This window comes from Bacillus sp. ISL-35 (genome assembly GCF_018613355.1).
Lineage (GTDB): Bacteria > Bacillota > Bacilli > Bacillales > Cytobacillaceae > Mesobacillus.
Map to the genome: position 1 here is coordinate 172,678 of NZ_JAGGQK010000007.1, position 15,546 is coordinate 188,223.

Consider the following 15,546-nt stretch of genomic DNA (forward strand, 5'->3'; position numbering starts at 1 on the left):
TTTATAGCGACTTTTCGATTTTTATAGCGACTTTTTCATTTATATAGCGAATTGGAAATTCCGCGCGTTTTTTTCCAGTCCCCCCAAAAAAAACTGCTGGCTTCCAGCATTTCATAAAGATAAAAAAGAACTGCCGACACCCAGCAGTTCTTAATGTGTCACTATGAGATTTCCTCCAGCTTTTCATAAAGCTGATTGCATTTGCTTTGCAGTTCTACTTTTTTTGTGTGAAGCTCCTGCAATAAAGCTAAGTCTGAAACAAAGGCCATTTGGTCTTCAATTGAAGCAATTGCTGCTTCCTGCGCTTCGATGTTTTCGAGCAGTTCATCTTCGTTGGGAACAGCAGGTGTTTTCTTAACAGGCTTTTCCCTGATAACAGGCTCTTTTACAAGACGTTCAGCCTCTGGCCTCGCATCATCTCGCAGCTTCCGTTTTTCTTCCATCTTGGCCCTCGCCCGGTCGTAGTTGCCGGTTATTTCGGTCAATTCCCCGCTTTCCAGCCAGTATATCTTGTCAAAGAGTTTATTCAGGAAGTATCGGTCATGGGAAACGGCCAGCAGTGTTCCCTCGAAGTCTTCGAGCGCTTCCTCCAGCACCTCCCTGGAGTCGATATCCAGATGGTTGGTCGGTTCATCAAGAATCAGGAAATTGAGGTCCTGATGCATCAGTTGGGCGAGCCTCAGCCTCATCCGTTCTCCTCCGCTCAACTGGGACACCTTCTTGAAAACGTCAGGCCCATAGAACAGGAATCCTGCGAGCACATTCCTCGCTTCCCCCTCATTCATGACGACTTCACTCCTGAACGCGTCCAGTACGGATCCATCCTTACTCGACAGCTCCATATGCTGAGACAGGTAGCCGATTTTGACATTGCTGCCGAGCCGGACTTCTCCCTGGTCCGGTACCATTTCATTCCTGATGAATTTTAGCAGCGTCGTTTTTCCCGAGCCATTTTCGCCAACAATCGCCGCCCTGTCCTGATATTTAAGCTGCAGATGGATGCTGTCAAAAAGCTCTCTGCTGCCAAAAGACTTTTTTACTTCCTTGAAAACAAGTACATCTTTTCCGCTTCGAGCTCCAGTCTCAAGTTCAAAGTTCATTTTTTTCCTGTTCAAAACTGGCCGGTCAAGCTTTTCCATCCTGGCAAGCGCCCTCTCCATATTCGTCGCCCGCTTATGAAGCGCCGAGCTTGGAGGATTCGAACGGTTTGCCCAGTCTCTCAGCCTTTTGATCGCTTCCTTCATTTTCTTGATTTTTCGCTGCTGCTCTTCATACGCCTGGAATTCACGCAGTAGTTTCGATTCCTTTTCCTTTACGAATCCCGAGTAGTTTGTGTGATAGAGATTGATTTCCCCATCCTCCATATCGAGGATTTTTGTCGCCGTTTCATCAAGAAAATAACGGTCATGGGAAATGATGATGACGGTGCCATCATAGTCTTTCAGGAATTCTGCCAGCCATTCGGCAGCCACAATATCTAGATGGTTCGTCGGCTCATCGAGAAGCAGCAGCTCCGGATTCCGCAGCAAGCTCAGTCCCAGGCCAACCTTTGTTTTCTCTCCGCCGCTCAATCTGTTGAAATTGGAATCCAGCAGGCTTGCAATTCTTAAACCGTTGGCGACTCTGTCAATATTCGCTTCCATTTCATAACCGCCGCCAAGAGCGAACCTCTCCTGGAGAACGCCGTATTTTGCCAGCAGCCTTTCAAGCTTATGCGAGTCCTCTCCGGCTGCTGCCATCTCCATTTCCATCTGCTTCAACTCATCCTGAACATCCAGCAAGTCATCGAAGGCTGTCGCCAAAACATCTCTCGCCGTCATGCTTGCTTCATACTCTGGTATCTGTGCCAGATAGCCAATCTTCAAGCCTTTCTTCCAGTGAATCTGCCCATTGTCCGGCTCTTCAATGCCGGCAACAAGACGCAGCAATGTTGTCTTGCCGCACCCATTTGGTCCAACAAGGCCAACTCGGTCCTTTTCATTTATCTCAAACGACAGATCTTCAAATATCAAATTGCCGCCGTACATTTTGCTTATATGGTTAACACTGCATGTGATCATTATGATTTCCTCCTAAATCGATCCCCCTCTTCTCCTGAACCTGGTTTATCGGTAAACGCCAAAAAGCCAGGGGCAGATGGCTCTGCTCCTGGCTTTTAGATTCCATGAATACAAAGGAGGACTTGTGTGCCCTCCCCATTCACCTAAGCGGGAAAAGAGATGATCGTACCGTTTGTTTTTGATATTGAGCTGTTAAAAAAGGGCATACGTATCCCGTTGACAGCTGCAACAGCAAATTTTGCACGACAAAAATATAGGAATTCATTCCAAAATCCGCGTACAAAAACAGTCTTGATCATCTCTCCTCACCTCCGTTCCTTAATAGTTAGTTTCATTTTACAATCTGATAATTATTTTAGCAAGTTTTTCCTGAATTGCAAGCGGCCCATTTTCTGTAAATTCAAATAATCAAATGTTTGATTGAATGGTATTGGAAGCTGTCATTATGGGCTTTTTATCAATTTTTCCCATGCTGATATTCTTGTGGATAAAGTGTTTAACCGAGCTTGGACACCGGGTAAGGATAACTAACGAAGGAGTGGGTGACAATGCTTAGACACGTGGAACTTTCAGATTACCAGCTCTGGATGTGTAAAAAAATAAAAGAAAAGTTAGCTGAAAAGCATAACTATATAAATAGTGCTTCCCATTATCCAAATGAATTTGAAGAACGGGAAGTCATATCCATTGCGTTAAGCGAAATGCTTATGAAGTTAGATGTAATCGAAGAGAAAGCTAATTAGTTTCACCAGGGGCCATTGGCCTCTTTTTGTTTTTTAATGGCTCCTGCTTGTGTTTATGGTTATCGATTCAAAAAGCTTTTATCTGGCTGATTCTTCCTCAGCTCTTCAAGAATTTCCTTCATTAATGCTTCCTGTCTTTTTGTGCTTGTCACCAGCATGACGAACAGGATGATCATGGCCAGTGGAAGGACGAGTGAAATCAATACTCCTAACAGGCCGAATACCCCGAAAAATGGTTCCATGCTCTGGACCTCCTTATCTTAGGCTGTTTTCGTATGATTATTGTTCGTTTCAGTTTACAATAGGAAATTGCAAAAGAACGTCGTTATTTTACAAGTGAATGCCTGAACGCATAGATCACTGCCTGGGTGCGGTCCTGCACCTGCAGTTTGCTTAAGATATTGCTGACATGCGTCTTCACGGTCTTTAAGGCGATGAACAGTTCATCGGCGATTTCCTGGTTCGTCTTGCCCTCGGCAATCAGCTTCAGTACTTCCATCTCGCGCTCGGTCAGCTCTTCATGCAATTCGACGCTGTTCTTTTGGCGCATCTTCATCATCATCTTCCCGGTCACTTCGGGCTCAAGCACAGGCTGGCCGGAGTATGTAACCCGCACCGCATTGGCGATTTCACTGGCCTTCGAGGTCTTTAGCATATAGCTTGTCGCACCGGCCTCAAGCGCAGGGTACACTTTTTCATCATCGAGGAAACTGGTCACGATGATGATTTTCGCCTCAGGCCACTGTTCAATGATCTGCCTTGTCGCTTCAATGCCGTCCATTTCCTTCATGACCAGGTCCATCAGGATGATATCCGGCCGCAGTTCAAGCGCCATCTCGACACCCGACTTGCCATTATCCGCTTCACCGATCACCTCGATATCCGGCTGGGCCGATAGATACGATGATACTCCGATCCGCACCATTTCATGGTCATCCACAAACACTACTTTAATCATTCTTCTCACCCGCCACCACTAAAATTGGAACCTTGACCTCAAGCCTGGTCCCTTTATTTTCAACACTTACGATCTTCAATGTCCCGCCGATTTCCCCTGCACGTTCATGCATGTTCTGGAGCCCGTATGATCCCGCTTTTGCTTCGTCGACATTAAAGCCCATTCCGTCATCAACCACCCGCAAAATGACCTTATCATCACGATGGATCAGCAGCACTTCCAGCTGATCCGCCTTTGCATGGCGCAGCGTATTCGAAATCGACTCCTGCAAAATCCGGAACAGATGGTCCTCAACGCCCTTATCAAGCGGAAACGGCTCGACCTTCCAGTTGATATTCATGGTGACTTTTTGTCTTAATTCGAGCAGCAGTTCCTCAATTCCTTCCTGCAGGCTCTTCCCTTTCAACGCGACCGGCCGGAGGTGCAGAAGCAGCGCTCTCATTTCAAGCTGCGATTGATGGATCATTTCCTCGACCATCTTCAGCTGCTTGGCTTCCCGTTCCTCTGAAGGTCCTTTTGTTTCATTGATCGCTGACATCAGCATCGATGCCGCAAACAACTGCTGGCTGACCGAATCATGCAGCTCCCTAGCAAGCCTGTTGCGCTCCTGGGAAATGATCTCCTGGATCCGCGATTCCTGCTCCTCCGCTTTTTCGGTTGCGAGCCTTTGTGAAAGCATCGCTTTTTCTGAGATCTGTTTATACAGTTTGCTGACACGTTTCGAGACCGATGTGATTTCTGCGTATGCCTGGTTTGCTTCAATTTCAGGCTGCTGCCCTTCCTCGAGCTGGAAGAGCCAGCTGTCCACCGTTTTGAACTGCTTGCGCCAGTATATGCCTGAAGCCATGCCAAACGCGATGCCAAGCACAACGCTGATGCTGAATGTGAAGATGACAAACGGAATGTCCATCAGCTCACGGTTCCATAAATCGGAAAAGCGAGCTGCAGGGAAAGCCAGCCAATAAGACAGTGTTAGCGCAATAAACGATATGATTCCAAAGGTCAACCCCCATAAGATTTGGCGCATGGCAGTTGTCATATGCGTTTCACCTCGATATTCCCGACGATCATCGAGGTAAAGATTTTCACCTTTTGCCCAGCGTCTTCATAGCCAGGTGTCTGCACGAATAGGCTTTGGTTCAGCACCCTGCCTTCCTGATGTCCGAAAACTTCGGCAGAGCCGACAACCGATGAATGGCGGAGGGTGACTTCTACATCATATGGCACATACACCTTTACATTCCCGATGATATTCCTAATGAAAATCACTGTCTCGCCCTTTGGCAGCACCGTCAGGCTCAAGTCAATCACGTTGTCGCCAATTCCGGTCTGGATGTTGACATCATCCCAATCATATACATGTGAAGGCGTTTCCTGATGTCCAAACAAGCGATTTTTAAAAAGCGGCGGTTTTTCAATCAGCATTTCCTGGCTGATTTCCTTCTCAGGCTCTTGTAAAACTGGCGTGATCATTTCGGGCTTCTTTTTTGACTGGATATACTGATAGACCAGATAGATCAGTACCGCCAACAGAAAAAACCTGAAGGTCATCATGCTGAAAACACTGCTCAGGAAAAAGAATAACCCAGCCCAGAACAGTGCCTTTCCTGATTTTTTCGGCATTAAAGAGCGTCCGAAGTAGATCATCGCTCCACTTGCCAAAAGGGAGAAAATCAGCCCTTCATTGAAAAAAGAAACTTCCAGCAAAAGCAGGATGACTCCGGTAATCACAATCCAGCTGACATAATCATTTTTCATATTTTTCAACATGCTGTTTTCCCCCTTCCGTTAAATTATTTGGGATTATGTTTAGAGTGGAATAAAGTTGAAGTTCAAAAGAGGTGATATCCAAAAGGCGCAGCTGCCTGCGCCTTTATAGAATACCATGTTTTGCCTATTAAATAGTATGGGTTTCTTCATTTTTGTACTCTTTTTCAAGCTGAGCAATCCTTGCGTCAATCGTATTCCGGTGATAGTTGCTGTTCACCTTTTCTTCTAGCTGATCAAGGTAGGTTTCCATATCTGTGAACTTAGAATAGGCTTTGTCGGAGCCGTTGCTGTGGTCAAGCACCTGGTCCATCCGGTAGTTGGCACGAGTTACATTTTCACGGCCCATCAATTCGAGACGGCGGATGTGCATATCTTTCAATCGATGCTTCATGTCTTCATATTTACGTTCGAGCTCCATTTGCTGCTTGCCCGCATTTTCCATCGCTTCCTTCAGCCTAGCCGCGCGTTCTTCGTATTGAACCTGCTCCCTGCTGGCAAACTCCTGAAGTTCCGCTTCCCCGGCTCTCATCGCGATTTCCGTCTGATGCTTCCGTTTTTCTGCCATTTCAAGTGCCTGCTGGTATTCACGGGCAAACCGTTCCTTCAGCTGGCCCTGACGCTCAAGCAGCTTCCTGACCTTTTCCGTTTCTGCTTCACATTCGCGAAGATACTGGTTCAGCAGCGCTATCGGGTTCTTTTTTTCCTTCTGGTCCAGTGCCTCATGTAGATCTGACATAACAGTGTTTTTGATTCTTGTTAATAGATTAGCCATTTACAATCTCTCCTTTTTTTCGTGTAATTTAGTATTTCGAAAGCCTAGTTATTTTTTAATTCTGCCCATTGCTTTTCGAAGTTGACGAATGGATCGTTGTCTTCTTTGATTGCCTCATCTTTTTTGTCCCAGTTCTTGTAAACAAGGTAAAGGACGTATGCAGCTGCGATTCCCAGGATGGCAGGTACGTTTGAAGCTGTGGCCATCAGGATGATGAACCCGGCTATTCCCCAGCCGATTTTTCCAGCTGTCGAGTGAGTCTTTAAAAATTGCTTGATGACAAAGTAGAGCACCAGCAAGCTTACGCCGAGACCAACAAGCGGACCAAGGTTTGACATCAGCACCATGGCAGCGATGAAACCGGCAAGCAGTAAACCAATTTTTTTCATGTTCAATTCCTCCTTATCTCTTATGTACTCATCTTACCTCTGCCGCAAAAAATCCATAACGTGCCTGAGCTTGATTTTAAGGTAGGTCCTGAGGCTTAGCAGGATACCGGACCGGTCGTCCCTCTTGCGTTTCCGTCCATAAAAAATACCCTGGTGACAGCTTCACCGGGGTATTTCTTCCGTTCCTTATTTTGCGATAAACATCTGGGTCCAATAATGCCCATAATTCCCGCCTGTTGCATGCCCGACGCCAATGTGGGTGTATGCAGGGCTGAGGATATTCTTGCGATGTCCGGGGCTGTTCATCCACGATTGGACTACTTCATTTGGAGTCCTCTGCCCAGCTGCTATGTTTTCAGCGGCACTTCGGTAGTTGACGCCAAAATTCCTCATCATGGTGAACGGACTGCCGTATGTAGGGCTTGTATGAGAAAAATAACTTTTATCTCTCATCTCTGCAGATTTGTATCGCGCAACTCTTGAAAGCTGCCAATCGGCTGCCAGCGGCTTCAGTCCATTCTTCGCCCGCTCCTGGTTCGTCAGCTGGATGACCTGGCTTTCGATACTCTTTGTCGCGCTTAGATTAGGAATATTGACCCTCTGCCCAGGATAGATCAAGCTAGGATTCTTGAATTGCGGGTTAGCACCGATGATTTCCGAAAGGCCAACCTTGAACCTGACGGATATTTCCCATAAAGAGTCCCCCTCCTTAACCGTATAGACCTGCTGTGCGAACGATACAGTGGGAATAGCCATACACATTAAAACAAGGGCCAGTATGATCTTTTTTACCATATCCACTCCTCCTCAACTGATAGGATGAGAATATTTGATAAAAATATACAGTTGAATCTTGAACTTACAAGAAAACATCACTTTAACGATGCATATAGTTTTATCAAGGGAGGAATGAGGATTATGGGATATCTATGGGTTATAACGATCGGTTATGTCATTTGTCTCGGCCTGCTTGGCGGCACTTTAATGTTTTTCATTACCTCTGCTTTTGATTTCGATGATGCAAGCCGGATCGATTTACTGGATACAAGGGAAAAAGAATAGCAAAAGCTGGCTGCTAAATTGATGCAGCCAGCTTTTTAAATTGTGCCCATAAAAAAAGCTGCCAAATGGCAGCCTTTTTTATGAATTAAAAGTCACGTGTGTTGTCAAAACGAGTGTTGGCAGGGTTGTCCGAAGTGAGCGGTGCATCAACAGGGTTGTTCGTTCTTGTTCCGTCCAAACCAGCTGTTGTCGTTGTCGTCCCATCGTTCAGGCCAACTCTGTTCTCGTCACGCTCGACGACTACAAGGATTTTACCTTCTTTTACATAGCCTTCATAGCGTTCTGCTTCATCTTCCGGAATACCCATTCCGATCAATGCTCCGGCCAATCCGCCGGCACCTGCGCCTACTGCAGCACCTGTAAGTGTCGCAGCAATCGGGCCTGCAGCCACGATTGGGCCGATTCCAGGAATCGCTAGTGCTCCGATGCCTGCCAGTAATCCAGTAAGGCCGCCCAATATGCCGCCTGTTGCCGCACCTGCAGCAAGACCTTCCTCAGTCTTTGTACCGGTTGCTTCGTTTACGTGATCAACCTCTTCGTCGTTTTTACTAATAACAGAGATATCATCGGTATTGTACCCTTGCCTCTTCAGGTCCTCAACGGCCTGGATTGCGTCTTGCTCGTTATCATATACTCCAACAAGATGTTTTTCATGTTCAAACATAATAAAAGCCTCCTTTAGACGAGTAGTCCTTTTAAAGATACCCGCATACAGGAGGTGTAAACCTGATGTCGAACGATTATTGGCGGTGAGTATAGACGGATACGGTTTTGTTCAACAACGAAGAGACTTGTGTCAGGTTCTCAGCCGTCAAGGTCAATTCCCTGACTGTCTCTCCCTGATTTTCAAATCCTGCAGCCATTTCAGCAATTCCGGCTGCATTTGTTTGCAAAATGGCATTCGTTTCATGATTCATCGTCAATAATTTATCTGTCTGCTGATTCAAATCTGCAGTGTACTGGCTGATGGTGCCAATTTCATCCTGGATGGACAGAATCCCTTCCCGCATCTCATTATATTGGATTTGGACATTGCCGAATAACTTGCTGCCCTTTTGTACTTCCACGCTTCCGCCAGACATGACATCCACCATTTGTTTAATGTCGCTGCGGACGACCTCGATCGTTTCCTGGATCTGCCGGGATGCTTGAAGCGATTGTTCAGCCAATAGTCGCACTTCACCGGCTACGACAGCAAACCCCTTCCCCTGCTCCCCGGCACGCGCAGCTTCGATGGCCGCGTTCAATGCCAGCAGATTCGTTTGGTTGGCAATTCCGGAAATGATACTGACGATCTCATCGATTTTATTCGTTTTTTCAGCCAGTGATTCAGCATCCCTGGCAGCCTGTCTCGTAATCTGATCCATGTGCCCGACCTGTTTGCTCGTTTCACTGATGAGTCTCTGGCCTTCTTCACTTTTCACAGCATTGGTCATGGACATTGTTTCAATCATATTGGATAGTTGAGCAATCTCGCTGATTCTTTGCACCATATTATCAACAATATCACTCAGCACAACCGAATGGCCCTGCTGCTGTTCAGCGCCGGCAGAGACTTGAAGAATGGAAGCTTTGATTCTCTCGCTTTCATTTTCATGGACCTGAGAACTCTCGAATAGCTTTCTTGCAGATTCATGCAGAACCTGCGTATTATCCTGGCATTGAGCTACGAGATGCCGTAATTGACTGATCATCTCAGCAAAATGGGAGGTCAGCTTCCCAATCTCATCACTTGAATCACTTGCCAGTTTCACCGCCAGATCGCCCTGAACAATTCTCTGTGTCGCTTGTGTGAGGCGATCGATGGGCTTAAAGACCCTTTTGAATAAAATAATAATGAAAACAAGGCAGCCTATCGAGATGAGCGATCCCGCAATGGCTGTCGAGTACATACTCCTGGATACCAGTTCGGCCGTATCAGAGTCTCCTTTGAATGAATTCAGCAGATAAAAATTGTACATTGTCGAAATGGCATAAACAAAAAATAACATGCCAAAAAAGGCAAACACCTTTGTTTTTAACGAAAGGTCCCGCATACTATCCTCTCCTGTAAAATCCCCAGCGCGAACACTGGGGATGAATGATCTCTCTATAATAATATCGGCATTTCCGGAAAATTTTTCATCTTACTCAACAGCTTTTGCCAAGGCGGCTTCAAACTGGGAAACGATATCCTCTCCGTGCTCGATTCCGACCGAAATCCTTACCAGGCGATAAGTGATGCCAAGTTCGGCCTGCGCCTCAGGAGGGAGTGCGCGATGGGAGGTTTTCAGCGGGTGGGAAACGGTGGTTTCAACGCCTGCCAGTGTCGGAACGATTTTTACCCAGCCAAGCGATTTGAAAAACTGGTCTGTATCCACATGCCCCGCTAGCTCGATCGATACCATGGCCCCAAAGCCATGTTCAGCTTCTGCGAATGGATAATAAACCTTTGCGACTTGCTTATTTTCACGCAGACGATCAGCAAGCAATCTCGCATTCTCAGATTGAGCCTTCATCCTTAAAGCCAGCGTCTTCAAGCCCCTGCATGTCAGCCATGCTTCAAACGGACTCAGATTCGCCCCGAGGTTGACGATTCTCGCCCGTGCTTCGGTAATCAGTTCTTTCCTGCCAGCGATGACGCCGGAAGTGACATCGCTATGGCCGCCAATGTATTTTGTCGCACTGTGGACCACAAGATCAGCACCGAGCTCATATGGACGGACATGGAGCGGAGTCGCAAACGTATTATCAACTAATACAACGAGGTTCCTCTTCTTTGCCAGCGCGATGACTTCATCCAGCTTTTCAACGCGGAGCAGCGGATTTGTGATCGACTCTGTGTATAGAAGCTTCGTATTAGGCTTGATGGCGTTTGTGACATTGCCCAAATCCGAGAACGGCACGAATGTCGTTTCAATCCCGAAGCGCTCGAGCTCTGCTTTTAGCATATGGAAGCTTCCGCCATATACATCATCCGCGGCCACAATATGGTCGCCGCTTTTCACCACTGCCAGGACACCTGCCAAAATTGCAGCCAAGCCTGAAGAAGCTGCCACACCATCCTCGGCATGCTCAAGAGCCGCTACCGCTTGTCCGAGTTCATCCGTATTCGGATTGCCAACCCTGGAGTACAGATAATTCCCCTCACCCTGATAAAAACCCTCAAGTTCATCAAGATCCTTAAAAGTAAAAGCCGAAGTCTGGTAAATCGGCGTCGCCTTGCTTTTAATTCCCTGCTGCTTCGTATGTACTGAATGAAGTACTTCCGTTTCAAACCTGTTGTTCATTTCATCCACCTGCTTTTATAAAATATAAAAACCTCTCCAAATAAGGAGAGGTTTCAACTGCTCAGCCTCTCTTATCTTCAGAAATCGTTCTTCAGGAATTAGCACCTTTCTAATAGAAAGAAGGTTGCCGGGCTTCGCAGGGCCTGTCCCTCCGCCACTCTGGATAAGAGTTATTCATTTAAAATCAATAATATTAGCTGAAGTATATCAATATCGCTGTAAACTCGTCAATGAACGATTTTCAAAAGATTTGTGAAGTCAGTCCTCGGGATCACTGTCAAGCAAATCCCATGGTGTGATGACACCGATTGGCTTTCCGTGGCGGTCGCCCGTTTCCGTGATGATGACCGCCTGGAGCTTCTTGCCCCTCGTATGGTAACGCTCGAATAATTCCTCAATATGGTATAAAGATGCTTCCTCATCCACAAACGTGACGAAATAATTTTTCCCCTTCGTCAGCAATTCTTTGATCTGAACATTTTCAAAATGAACGACACTGTCGGAAAAATGCTTCGCCATCCACTGGATGATCTCCGTCGAAGTCAGCAGGGCTACATATTTATCTTCCTTGTCATATACCGGGAATCTCGTAAAATCAAACTTGTTGATGACCTTAAGCACATCTTTAAGATAAGCATCTTCATAATAGTAAAACACCGGACTGGTCGCGATTGATAACGCCGTCTGCGGCTTCTCGAACTCCTTCGCGATTTCCTCAATCCGCTCAACCACCTCAATATGCGGCTCAGCAATATAATAGTCCGCATTCACCCGCTCATGGACAATCGCATTCCGCAGCTTGGCAAACTGATGCAGCTCACTTTTATACTTGCGGACCAATGAATGATTCTTATAGCCAGAGTACAGCAGCTCGACAAACGCATCGCTGTCCGTCCCCTTCACCATTTCCTTCAGCGCTTTATGGATTCGGTTAAAAGCCGTCTCAAACTTGCCGGACTGTTCTTTGTGCTTTACCCCCTGGTTTTCAGAAGAGGCCTGAGGATCAGAAGTTTTTTGCGGTTTTTCATTGCCGTTGTTTTGTTTTTTTGATTTGTCGCTGTTTTGGTTTGTGGCTTTTGTGCTGTTCTGATTCGTTGATTTAGCGTTAGCTTGGGTTGTTGTTTTGCTGTTGTTTTGATTTGGTGTTTTATCGTTATCTTGGTTTGATGCTTTGCTGTTGTTTTGTTTTAGTGTTTTACCGTTATCTTGATTAGTTGCTTTGCTGTTGTTTTGTTTTGTTGTTTTACTGTTATCTTTAGTGGTTATTTTGCTGCTTCTTTGTTTTGATGTTTTACCTTGATCTTGGTTTGTTGCTTTGCTTCTATTCTGCTTTGTTGTTTTGCTGGTATCTTTTTTCGGCAGATCGTCAACGTTCTCATCGACACGCTTGAGGCGGTTATCGTCTACTGCCGGTCTTGGATTGGTGCGAAGATATGAGTTGTTGCCGCGATTTTTATTCGTTTTTCTGTTGTGTTGATCTTTCCTTTTTTTCGATGTGGTCTGTTGCTTGTTGGATCTATGTTTAACCTGAGTTTCGTTAGCCAAAATGGTCCCTCCGTTGTTTCGAATCACTTCCCTACTCATTACCCCAAAACGTACTTTTACTAATCATGGATATATCATGTAGAATTTCCAGATGACTTTTAAGTTTGATACAATAAGTATAGTACATACAATGCAATTAGATAGTAGATTTTTATAGAAAAGGGTTTGATATTCAGTGGCAGCAACGAAGAAAAAAAGAGTCATAAAAGAGGTTACACAGCTGGTGACGATTACGATTGGGGCGATCATCGCCGCATTCGGGCTTGATATGTTCCTCGTCCCCAACGCCATCCTTGATGGAGGTGTAATCGGCCTTTCGATTATCGCAGCGGAATTGACCAACGTCTCGATGAGTATTTTCCTGATCCTGTTCAATCTGCCTTTCCTTTATATCGGATATAAGAGGATGGGAACGAAATTCACCCTTCGGACGCTGTACGGCGTCATTATTTTATCCGGAGCGACAGCTTATTTCCACCACTATGACCGGGTAACAGATGATTTATTTTTGGCAACCATCATCGGTGCCGTCATCCTTGGAACAGGCGTCGGTCTCGTCATCCGCGCTGGCGGAGCGCTTGATGGCACCGAAATCATCGCGATCCTTGTCAGCAAGAAACGCACCGTGTCCGTTGGGCAGATCGTCATGATCATGAACTTGTTCATTTTCCTTTTGGCTGCACTGCTCGTGTTCAGCTGGGAAACAGCCATGTACTCGATCATCACTTATTTCATTGCATTCAAGATGATTGACGTCGTTGTCGAGGGTATGGAAGAGTTAAAATCAGTAACGATCATTTCCGATGTCCCGGAAGAAATCGCCGAAGCCTTGTTGAAGCAATTAGGACGCGGCATGACCTATATTCAGGGCCAGGGCGTTTTTTCAAGCGAACCGAAGAAAATTATTTACATTATTGTCAGCCGGATTGAATTGTCTACTCTGCGCTCGGTTGTAGATGATATCGATCCGAACGCACTCGTCGCGATCGAGAATGTGGCCGATGTATCAGGGAGTAATTTTGATAAGGGCAGCGGGCATTAATAGGGAATCTCCACAAAAGCTCACATATTCTCTACGAAATCGGATTATTCTCTACGGAATTTGCATTATTCTCTACACTTAAATGCAGAATCTCTACGAAATAACCGATAATCTCTACATTTTACATTTATCAGGAAATCAAAAAGCATGTGACTTTAAAACCGTCACATGCTTTTTTGTTAATCAATCGGATTATTGAATTTCTTCTCTTTCTGGCCGGTTGTGAATTCAACAAGCTCTTCTGGTGTGTTATTGCCTTTTTTCTTGTTGTTGTTGCGCTGGGCGTTTCCGTTGCCTAGCTTTTGCTTACCCATGCTTCCTCGCTCCTTTTAATGGATTCAAGGTGTAGTATGGATTTTTTCGTTGGCGTTTATTCCAAGTTCGGGTGCGCGGCGGACCTTGGTTGCCTGTTCGTAGGCATAGGCGAGCCTGATCAGCAAAGGTTCACTGAAGGCTGTGCCCGAAAAAGTGATTCCGATTGGTTCTCCTTCTTCACTGTAAGCGGTCGGTACTGTAATCGAAGGATATCCTGCTTTTGAGCCGATCGTAGAGCCATCCATCGGGAAAAGCACCGCATCCGCTCCGTATTCCTTCAGGGCATAGTCAATTCCCTGTTCCCTGGCCATATAAAGATTGAATTCGAGTTCTTCGAGATACTCTGCCTCCGTCAAGGTTCCGCTTGTCGCTTCCGATCCGAGCATCACCTGCTGGCCATATTTCAGCGTTTTCTCACCATGCTCATAGTTGAAGGCAATGACATCAGCAAGCGTCCTGACTGGAACATTCGGTGCCAATCCGTTCAGGTAGGCATTCAGGTCAGCTTTGAATTCATAGCTTAAAACATTGTATCCCCATTTCGCTTTTGCTGCCGGGATTGCCGCTTCTATAACTTCCGCGCCAAGCTCCTCCAGTTTTTCAACCGCTTTTTGAAAAATTTGCTCCTGTTCTTCGGTCCATTGGCCAATATACTCTTCCCGGACAACAGCAATTTTTGTTCCTTTTAATGCTTTTTTATCGAAAAGAGAGTCATGGTTGAATTCAGGTAAACTTACCATTGTTGCCGGATCTTGCGAATCCAGCCCGGCAATCGCTTCTAAAAGATACACCGCATCCTTTACGGTTCTAGCCATCGGTCCTGCCGTGTCCTGGGTGTGGGCAATCGGGATGATGCCGCTGCGGCTGACCAGGCCAACTGTCGGCTTAATGCCAACCAATGAATTTTGCGAGGATGGATTTAAAATTGAACCGTCGGTCTCCGTACCAATAGCAGCTGCCGCAAGATTCGCTGCAATCGACGCACCAGAACCCGCACTAGATCCACCAACCTCAAACTTGCCAGGGCCATAAGGATTGAGCACCTGTCCTCCGCGTGAACTATAGCCGCTCTTCATGCCATTAGCCATGAAGTTAGCCCACTCAGTCATATTTGTTTTTCCGAGGATGACTGCGCCAGCCTCCCGAAGTTTGGACGCAACAAACGAATCCTTCGTGGCAATTGAATCCTTCAAGGCCAGCGAGCCGGCACTTGTATGCATTTTATCGCCTGTATCGATATTGTCTTTGACCAGGACCGGGATGCCGTGCAGCGGACTTCTTGGACCTTTTTGTTTTCGCTCCAAATCCATTGCAGCCGCGATATGCAGGGCATCTGGATTCAATTCAAGCACAGAGTGGATCGTCTTATCAAAAGCAGCGATCCTCGCCTGATACATCAGCACAAGATCATGCGATGTCAGCTCACCGCTTTCCATTTTTCCCTGCATATCATCGATCGACGCTTCCGGAAGCCATTCTTCCATCAATGTATGTAAACGTGGGTTTTTCATGTTCAACAGTTCCTTCCAAAAATAAACTTCAGAATATATATTCTTTAGATTTTACAGAAATCCCTTTATATATAGAAAAAAAGCTATAGGACCAGAGCCTATAGCTTGAT

Annotated in this window: 18 protein-coding genes, 1 pseudogene and 1 riboswitch; of the genes and pseudogenes, 3 read left to right on the forward strand and 16 right to left on the reverse strand. The window is 46.1% G+C overall.

Annotated features, from left to right (window positions below; translation table 11 throughout):
* Positions 1–161: 161 nt before the first annotated feature.
* Both abc-f and J7E38_RS24100 read right to left on the reverse strand, forming a co-directional pair.
* Positions 162–2,060 carry a ribosomal protection-like ABC-F family protein gene (gene abc-f / locus J7E38_RS12255; protein WP_214707698.1) on the reverse strand — a complete coding sequence of 633 codons (1,899 nt, stop codon included), beginning with the start codon at positions 2,058–2,060 and terminating at the stop codon, positions 162–164.
* A gap of 143 nt (positions 2,061–2,203) precedes the next feature.
* Entirely contained in the window at positions 2,204–2,359 is a 156-nt protein-coding gene (locus tag J7E38_RS24100) for an RAxF-45 family protein (RefSeq protein WP_283904851.1), read from the reverse strand.
* Between the two features lie 249 nt (positions 2,360–2,608).
* Here J7E38_RS24100 and J7E38_RS12260 point away from each other — a divergent pair, with 249 nt between their 5' ends.
* Entirely contained in the window at positions 2,609–2,803 is a 195-nt protein-coding gene (locus J7E38_RS12260; protein WP_214707700.1) for a hypothetical protein, read from the forward strand.
* A gap of 59 nt (positions 2,804–2,862) precedes the next feature.
* On the opposite strand, the gene J7E38_RS12265 is transcribed toward J7E38_RS12260, so the two are convergent.
* The 7 genes from J7E38_RS12265 to safA all read right to left on the reverse strand — a co-directional run bounded on the left by J7E38_RS12265 (position 2,863) and on the right by safA (position 7,487).
* Entirely contained in the window at positions 2,863–3,045 is a 183-nt protein-coding gene (locus J7E38_RS12265) for a hypothetical protein (RefSeq protein WP_214707702.1), read from the reverse strand.
* Between the two features lie 83 nt (positions 3,046–3,128).
* Complete coding sequence (locus J7E38_RS12270; RefSeq protein WP_214707704.1) at positions 3,129–3,761, reverse strand: response regulator transcription factor; 633 nt, start codon at positions 3,759–3,761, stop codon at positions 3,129–3,131.
* Positions 3,754–4,800 carry a sensor histidine kinase gene (locus tag J7E38_RS12275; RefSeq protein ID WP_214707706.1) on the reverse strand — a complete coding sequence of 349 codons (1,047 nt, stop codon included), beginning with the start codon at positions 4,798–4,800 and terminating at the stop codon, positions 3,754–3,756. The genes J7E38_RS12270 and J7E38_RS12275 overlap by 8 nt, the downstream gene beginning before the upstream one ends.
* Positions 4,797–5,531, reverse strand: a complete 735-nt coding sequence (gene liaF, locus J7E38_RS12280; RefSeq protein ID WP_214707708.1) for a cell wall-active antibiotics response protein LiaF — start codon at positions 5,529–5,531, stop codon at positions 4,797–4,799. The genes J7E38_RS12275 and liaF overlap by 4 nt, the downstream gene beginning before the upstream one ends.
* A 127-nt stretch (positions 5,532–5,658) precedes the next feature.
* Positions 5,659–6,303, reverse strand: coding sequence for a PspA/IM30 family protein (locus tag J7E38_RS12285; protein WP_214707709.1), 645 nt, complete (start codon positions 6,301–6,303; stop codon positions 5,659–5,661).
* A 44-nt stretch (positions 6,304–6,347) separates the two neighbouring features.
* Positions 6,348–6,692, reverse strand: a complete 345-nt coding sequence (locus J7E38_RS12290; RefSeq protein WP_214707711.1) for a lmo0954 family membrane protein — start codon at positions 6,690–6,692, stop codon at positions 6,348–6,350.
* 186 nt (positions 6,693–6,878) lie between these two features.
* Positions 6,879–7,487, reverse strand: a complete 609-nt coding sequence (gene safA / locus J7E38_RS12295) for a SafA/ExsA family spore coat assembly protein (protein WP_214707713.1) — start codon at positions 7,485–7,487, stop codon at positions 6,879–6,881.
* Between the two features lie 123 nt (positions 7,488–7,610).
* Between safA and J7E38_RS12300 the strand changes: the two genes are divergently transcribed.
* Complete coding sequence (locus J7E38_RS12300; RefSeq protein ID WP_214707715.1) at positions 7,611–7,754, forward strand: hypothetical protein; 144 nt, start codon at positions 7,611–7,613, stop codon at positions 7,752–7,754.
* Between the two features lie 85 nt (positions 7,755–7,839).
* Here the strand turns inward: J7E38_RS12300 and J7E38_RS12305 are convergent, their stop codons facing one another.
* From J7E38_RS12305 to J7E38_RS23895, 5 genes and pseudogenes are all read right to left on the reverse strand, one after another.
* Positions 7,840–8,418, reverse strand: a complete 579-nt coding sequence (locus J7E38_RS12305; protein WP_214707717.1) for a YflT domain-containing protein — start codon at positions 8,416–8,418, stop codon at positions 7,840–7,842.
* Between the two features lie 76 nt (positions 8,419–8,494).
* Positions 8,495–9,448, reverse strand: a complete 954-nt coding sequence (locus J7E38_RS12310; RefSeq protein WP_483297170.1) for a methyl-accepting chemotaxis protein — start codon at positions 9,446–9,448, stop codon at positions 8,495–8,497.
* Positions 9,443–9,790: pseudogene (locus J7E38_RS24470) on the reverse strand (HAMP domain-containing protein); the annotation flags it as partial. The pseudogene J7E38_RS24470 and the gene J7E38_RS12310, both read right to left, overlap by 6 nt.
* A gap of 90 nt (positions 9,791–9,880) precedes the next feature.
* On the reverse strand, positions 9,881–11,023 hold the full coding sequence (locus J7E38_RS12315; RefSeq protein WP_214707721.1) for a trans-sulfuration enzyme family protein: 1,143 nt from the start codon (positions 11,021–11,023) through the stop codon (positions 9,881–9,883).
* 68 nt (positions 11,024–11,091) lie between these two features.
* Positions 11,092–11,193, reverse strand: a riboswitch (SAM riboswitch).
* Between the two features lie 88 nt (positions 11,194–11,281).
* Positions 11,282–12,568 carry a CBS domain-containing protein gene (locus tag J7E38_RS23895; RefSeq protein ID WP_214707723.1) on the reverse strand — a complete coding sequence of 429 codons (1,287 nt, stop codon included), beginning with the start codon at positions 12,566–12,568 and terminating at the stop codon, positions 11,282–11,284.
* A gap of 175 nt (positions 12,569–12,743) precedes the next feature.
* Here J7E38_RS23895 and J7E38_RS12325 point away from each other — a divergent pair, with 175 nt between their 5' ends.
* Positions 12,744–13,610 carry a YitT family protein gene (locus J7E38_RS12325; protein WP_214707725.1) on the forward strand — a complete coding sequence of 289 codons (867 nt, stop codon included), beginning with the start codon at positions 12,744–12,746 and terminating at the stop codon, positions 13,608–13,610.
* A 179-nt stretch (positions 13,611–13,789) separates the two neighbouring features.
* On the opposite strand, the gene J7E38_RS24105 is transcribed toward J7E38_RS12325, so the two are convergent.
* Both J7E38_RS24105 and J7E38_RS12330 read right to left on the reverse strand, forming a co-directional pair.
* Positions 13,790–13,924, reverse strand: coding sequence for a hypothetical protein (locus J7E38_RS24105; protein WP_260983522.1), 135 nt, complete (start codon positions 13,922–13,924; stop codon positions 13,790–13,792).
* A gap of 24 nt (positions 13,925–13,948) precedes the next feature.
* Positions 13,949–15,436, reverse strand: coding sequence for an amidase family protein (locus J7E38_RS12330; protein WP_214707727.1), 1,488 nt, complete (start codon positions 15,434–15,436; stop codon positions 13,949–13,951).
* Between the last annotated feature and the right edge of the window lie 110 nt (positions 15,437–15,546).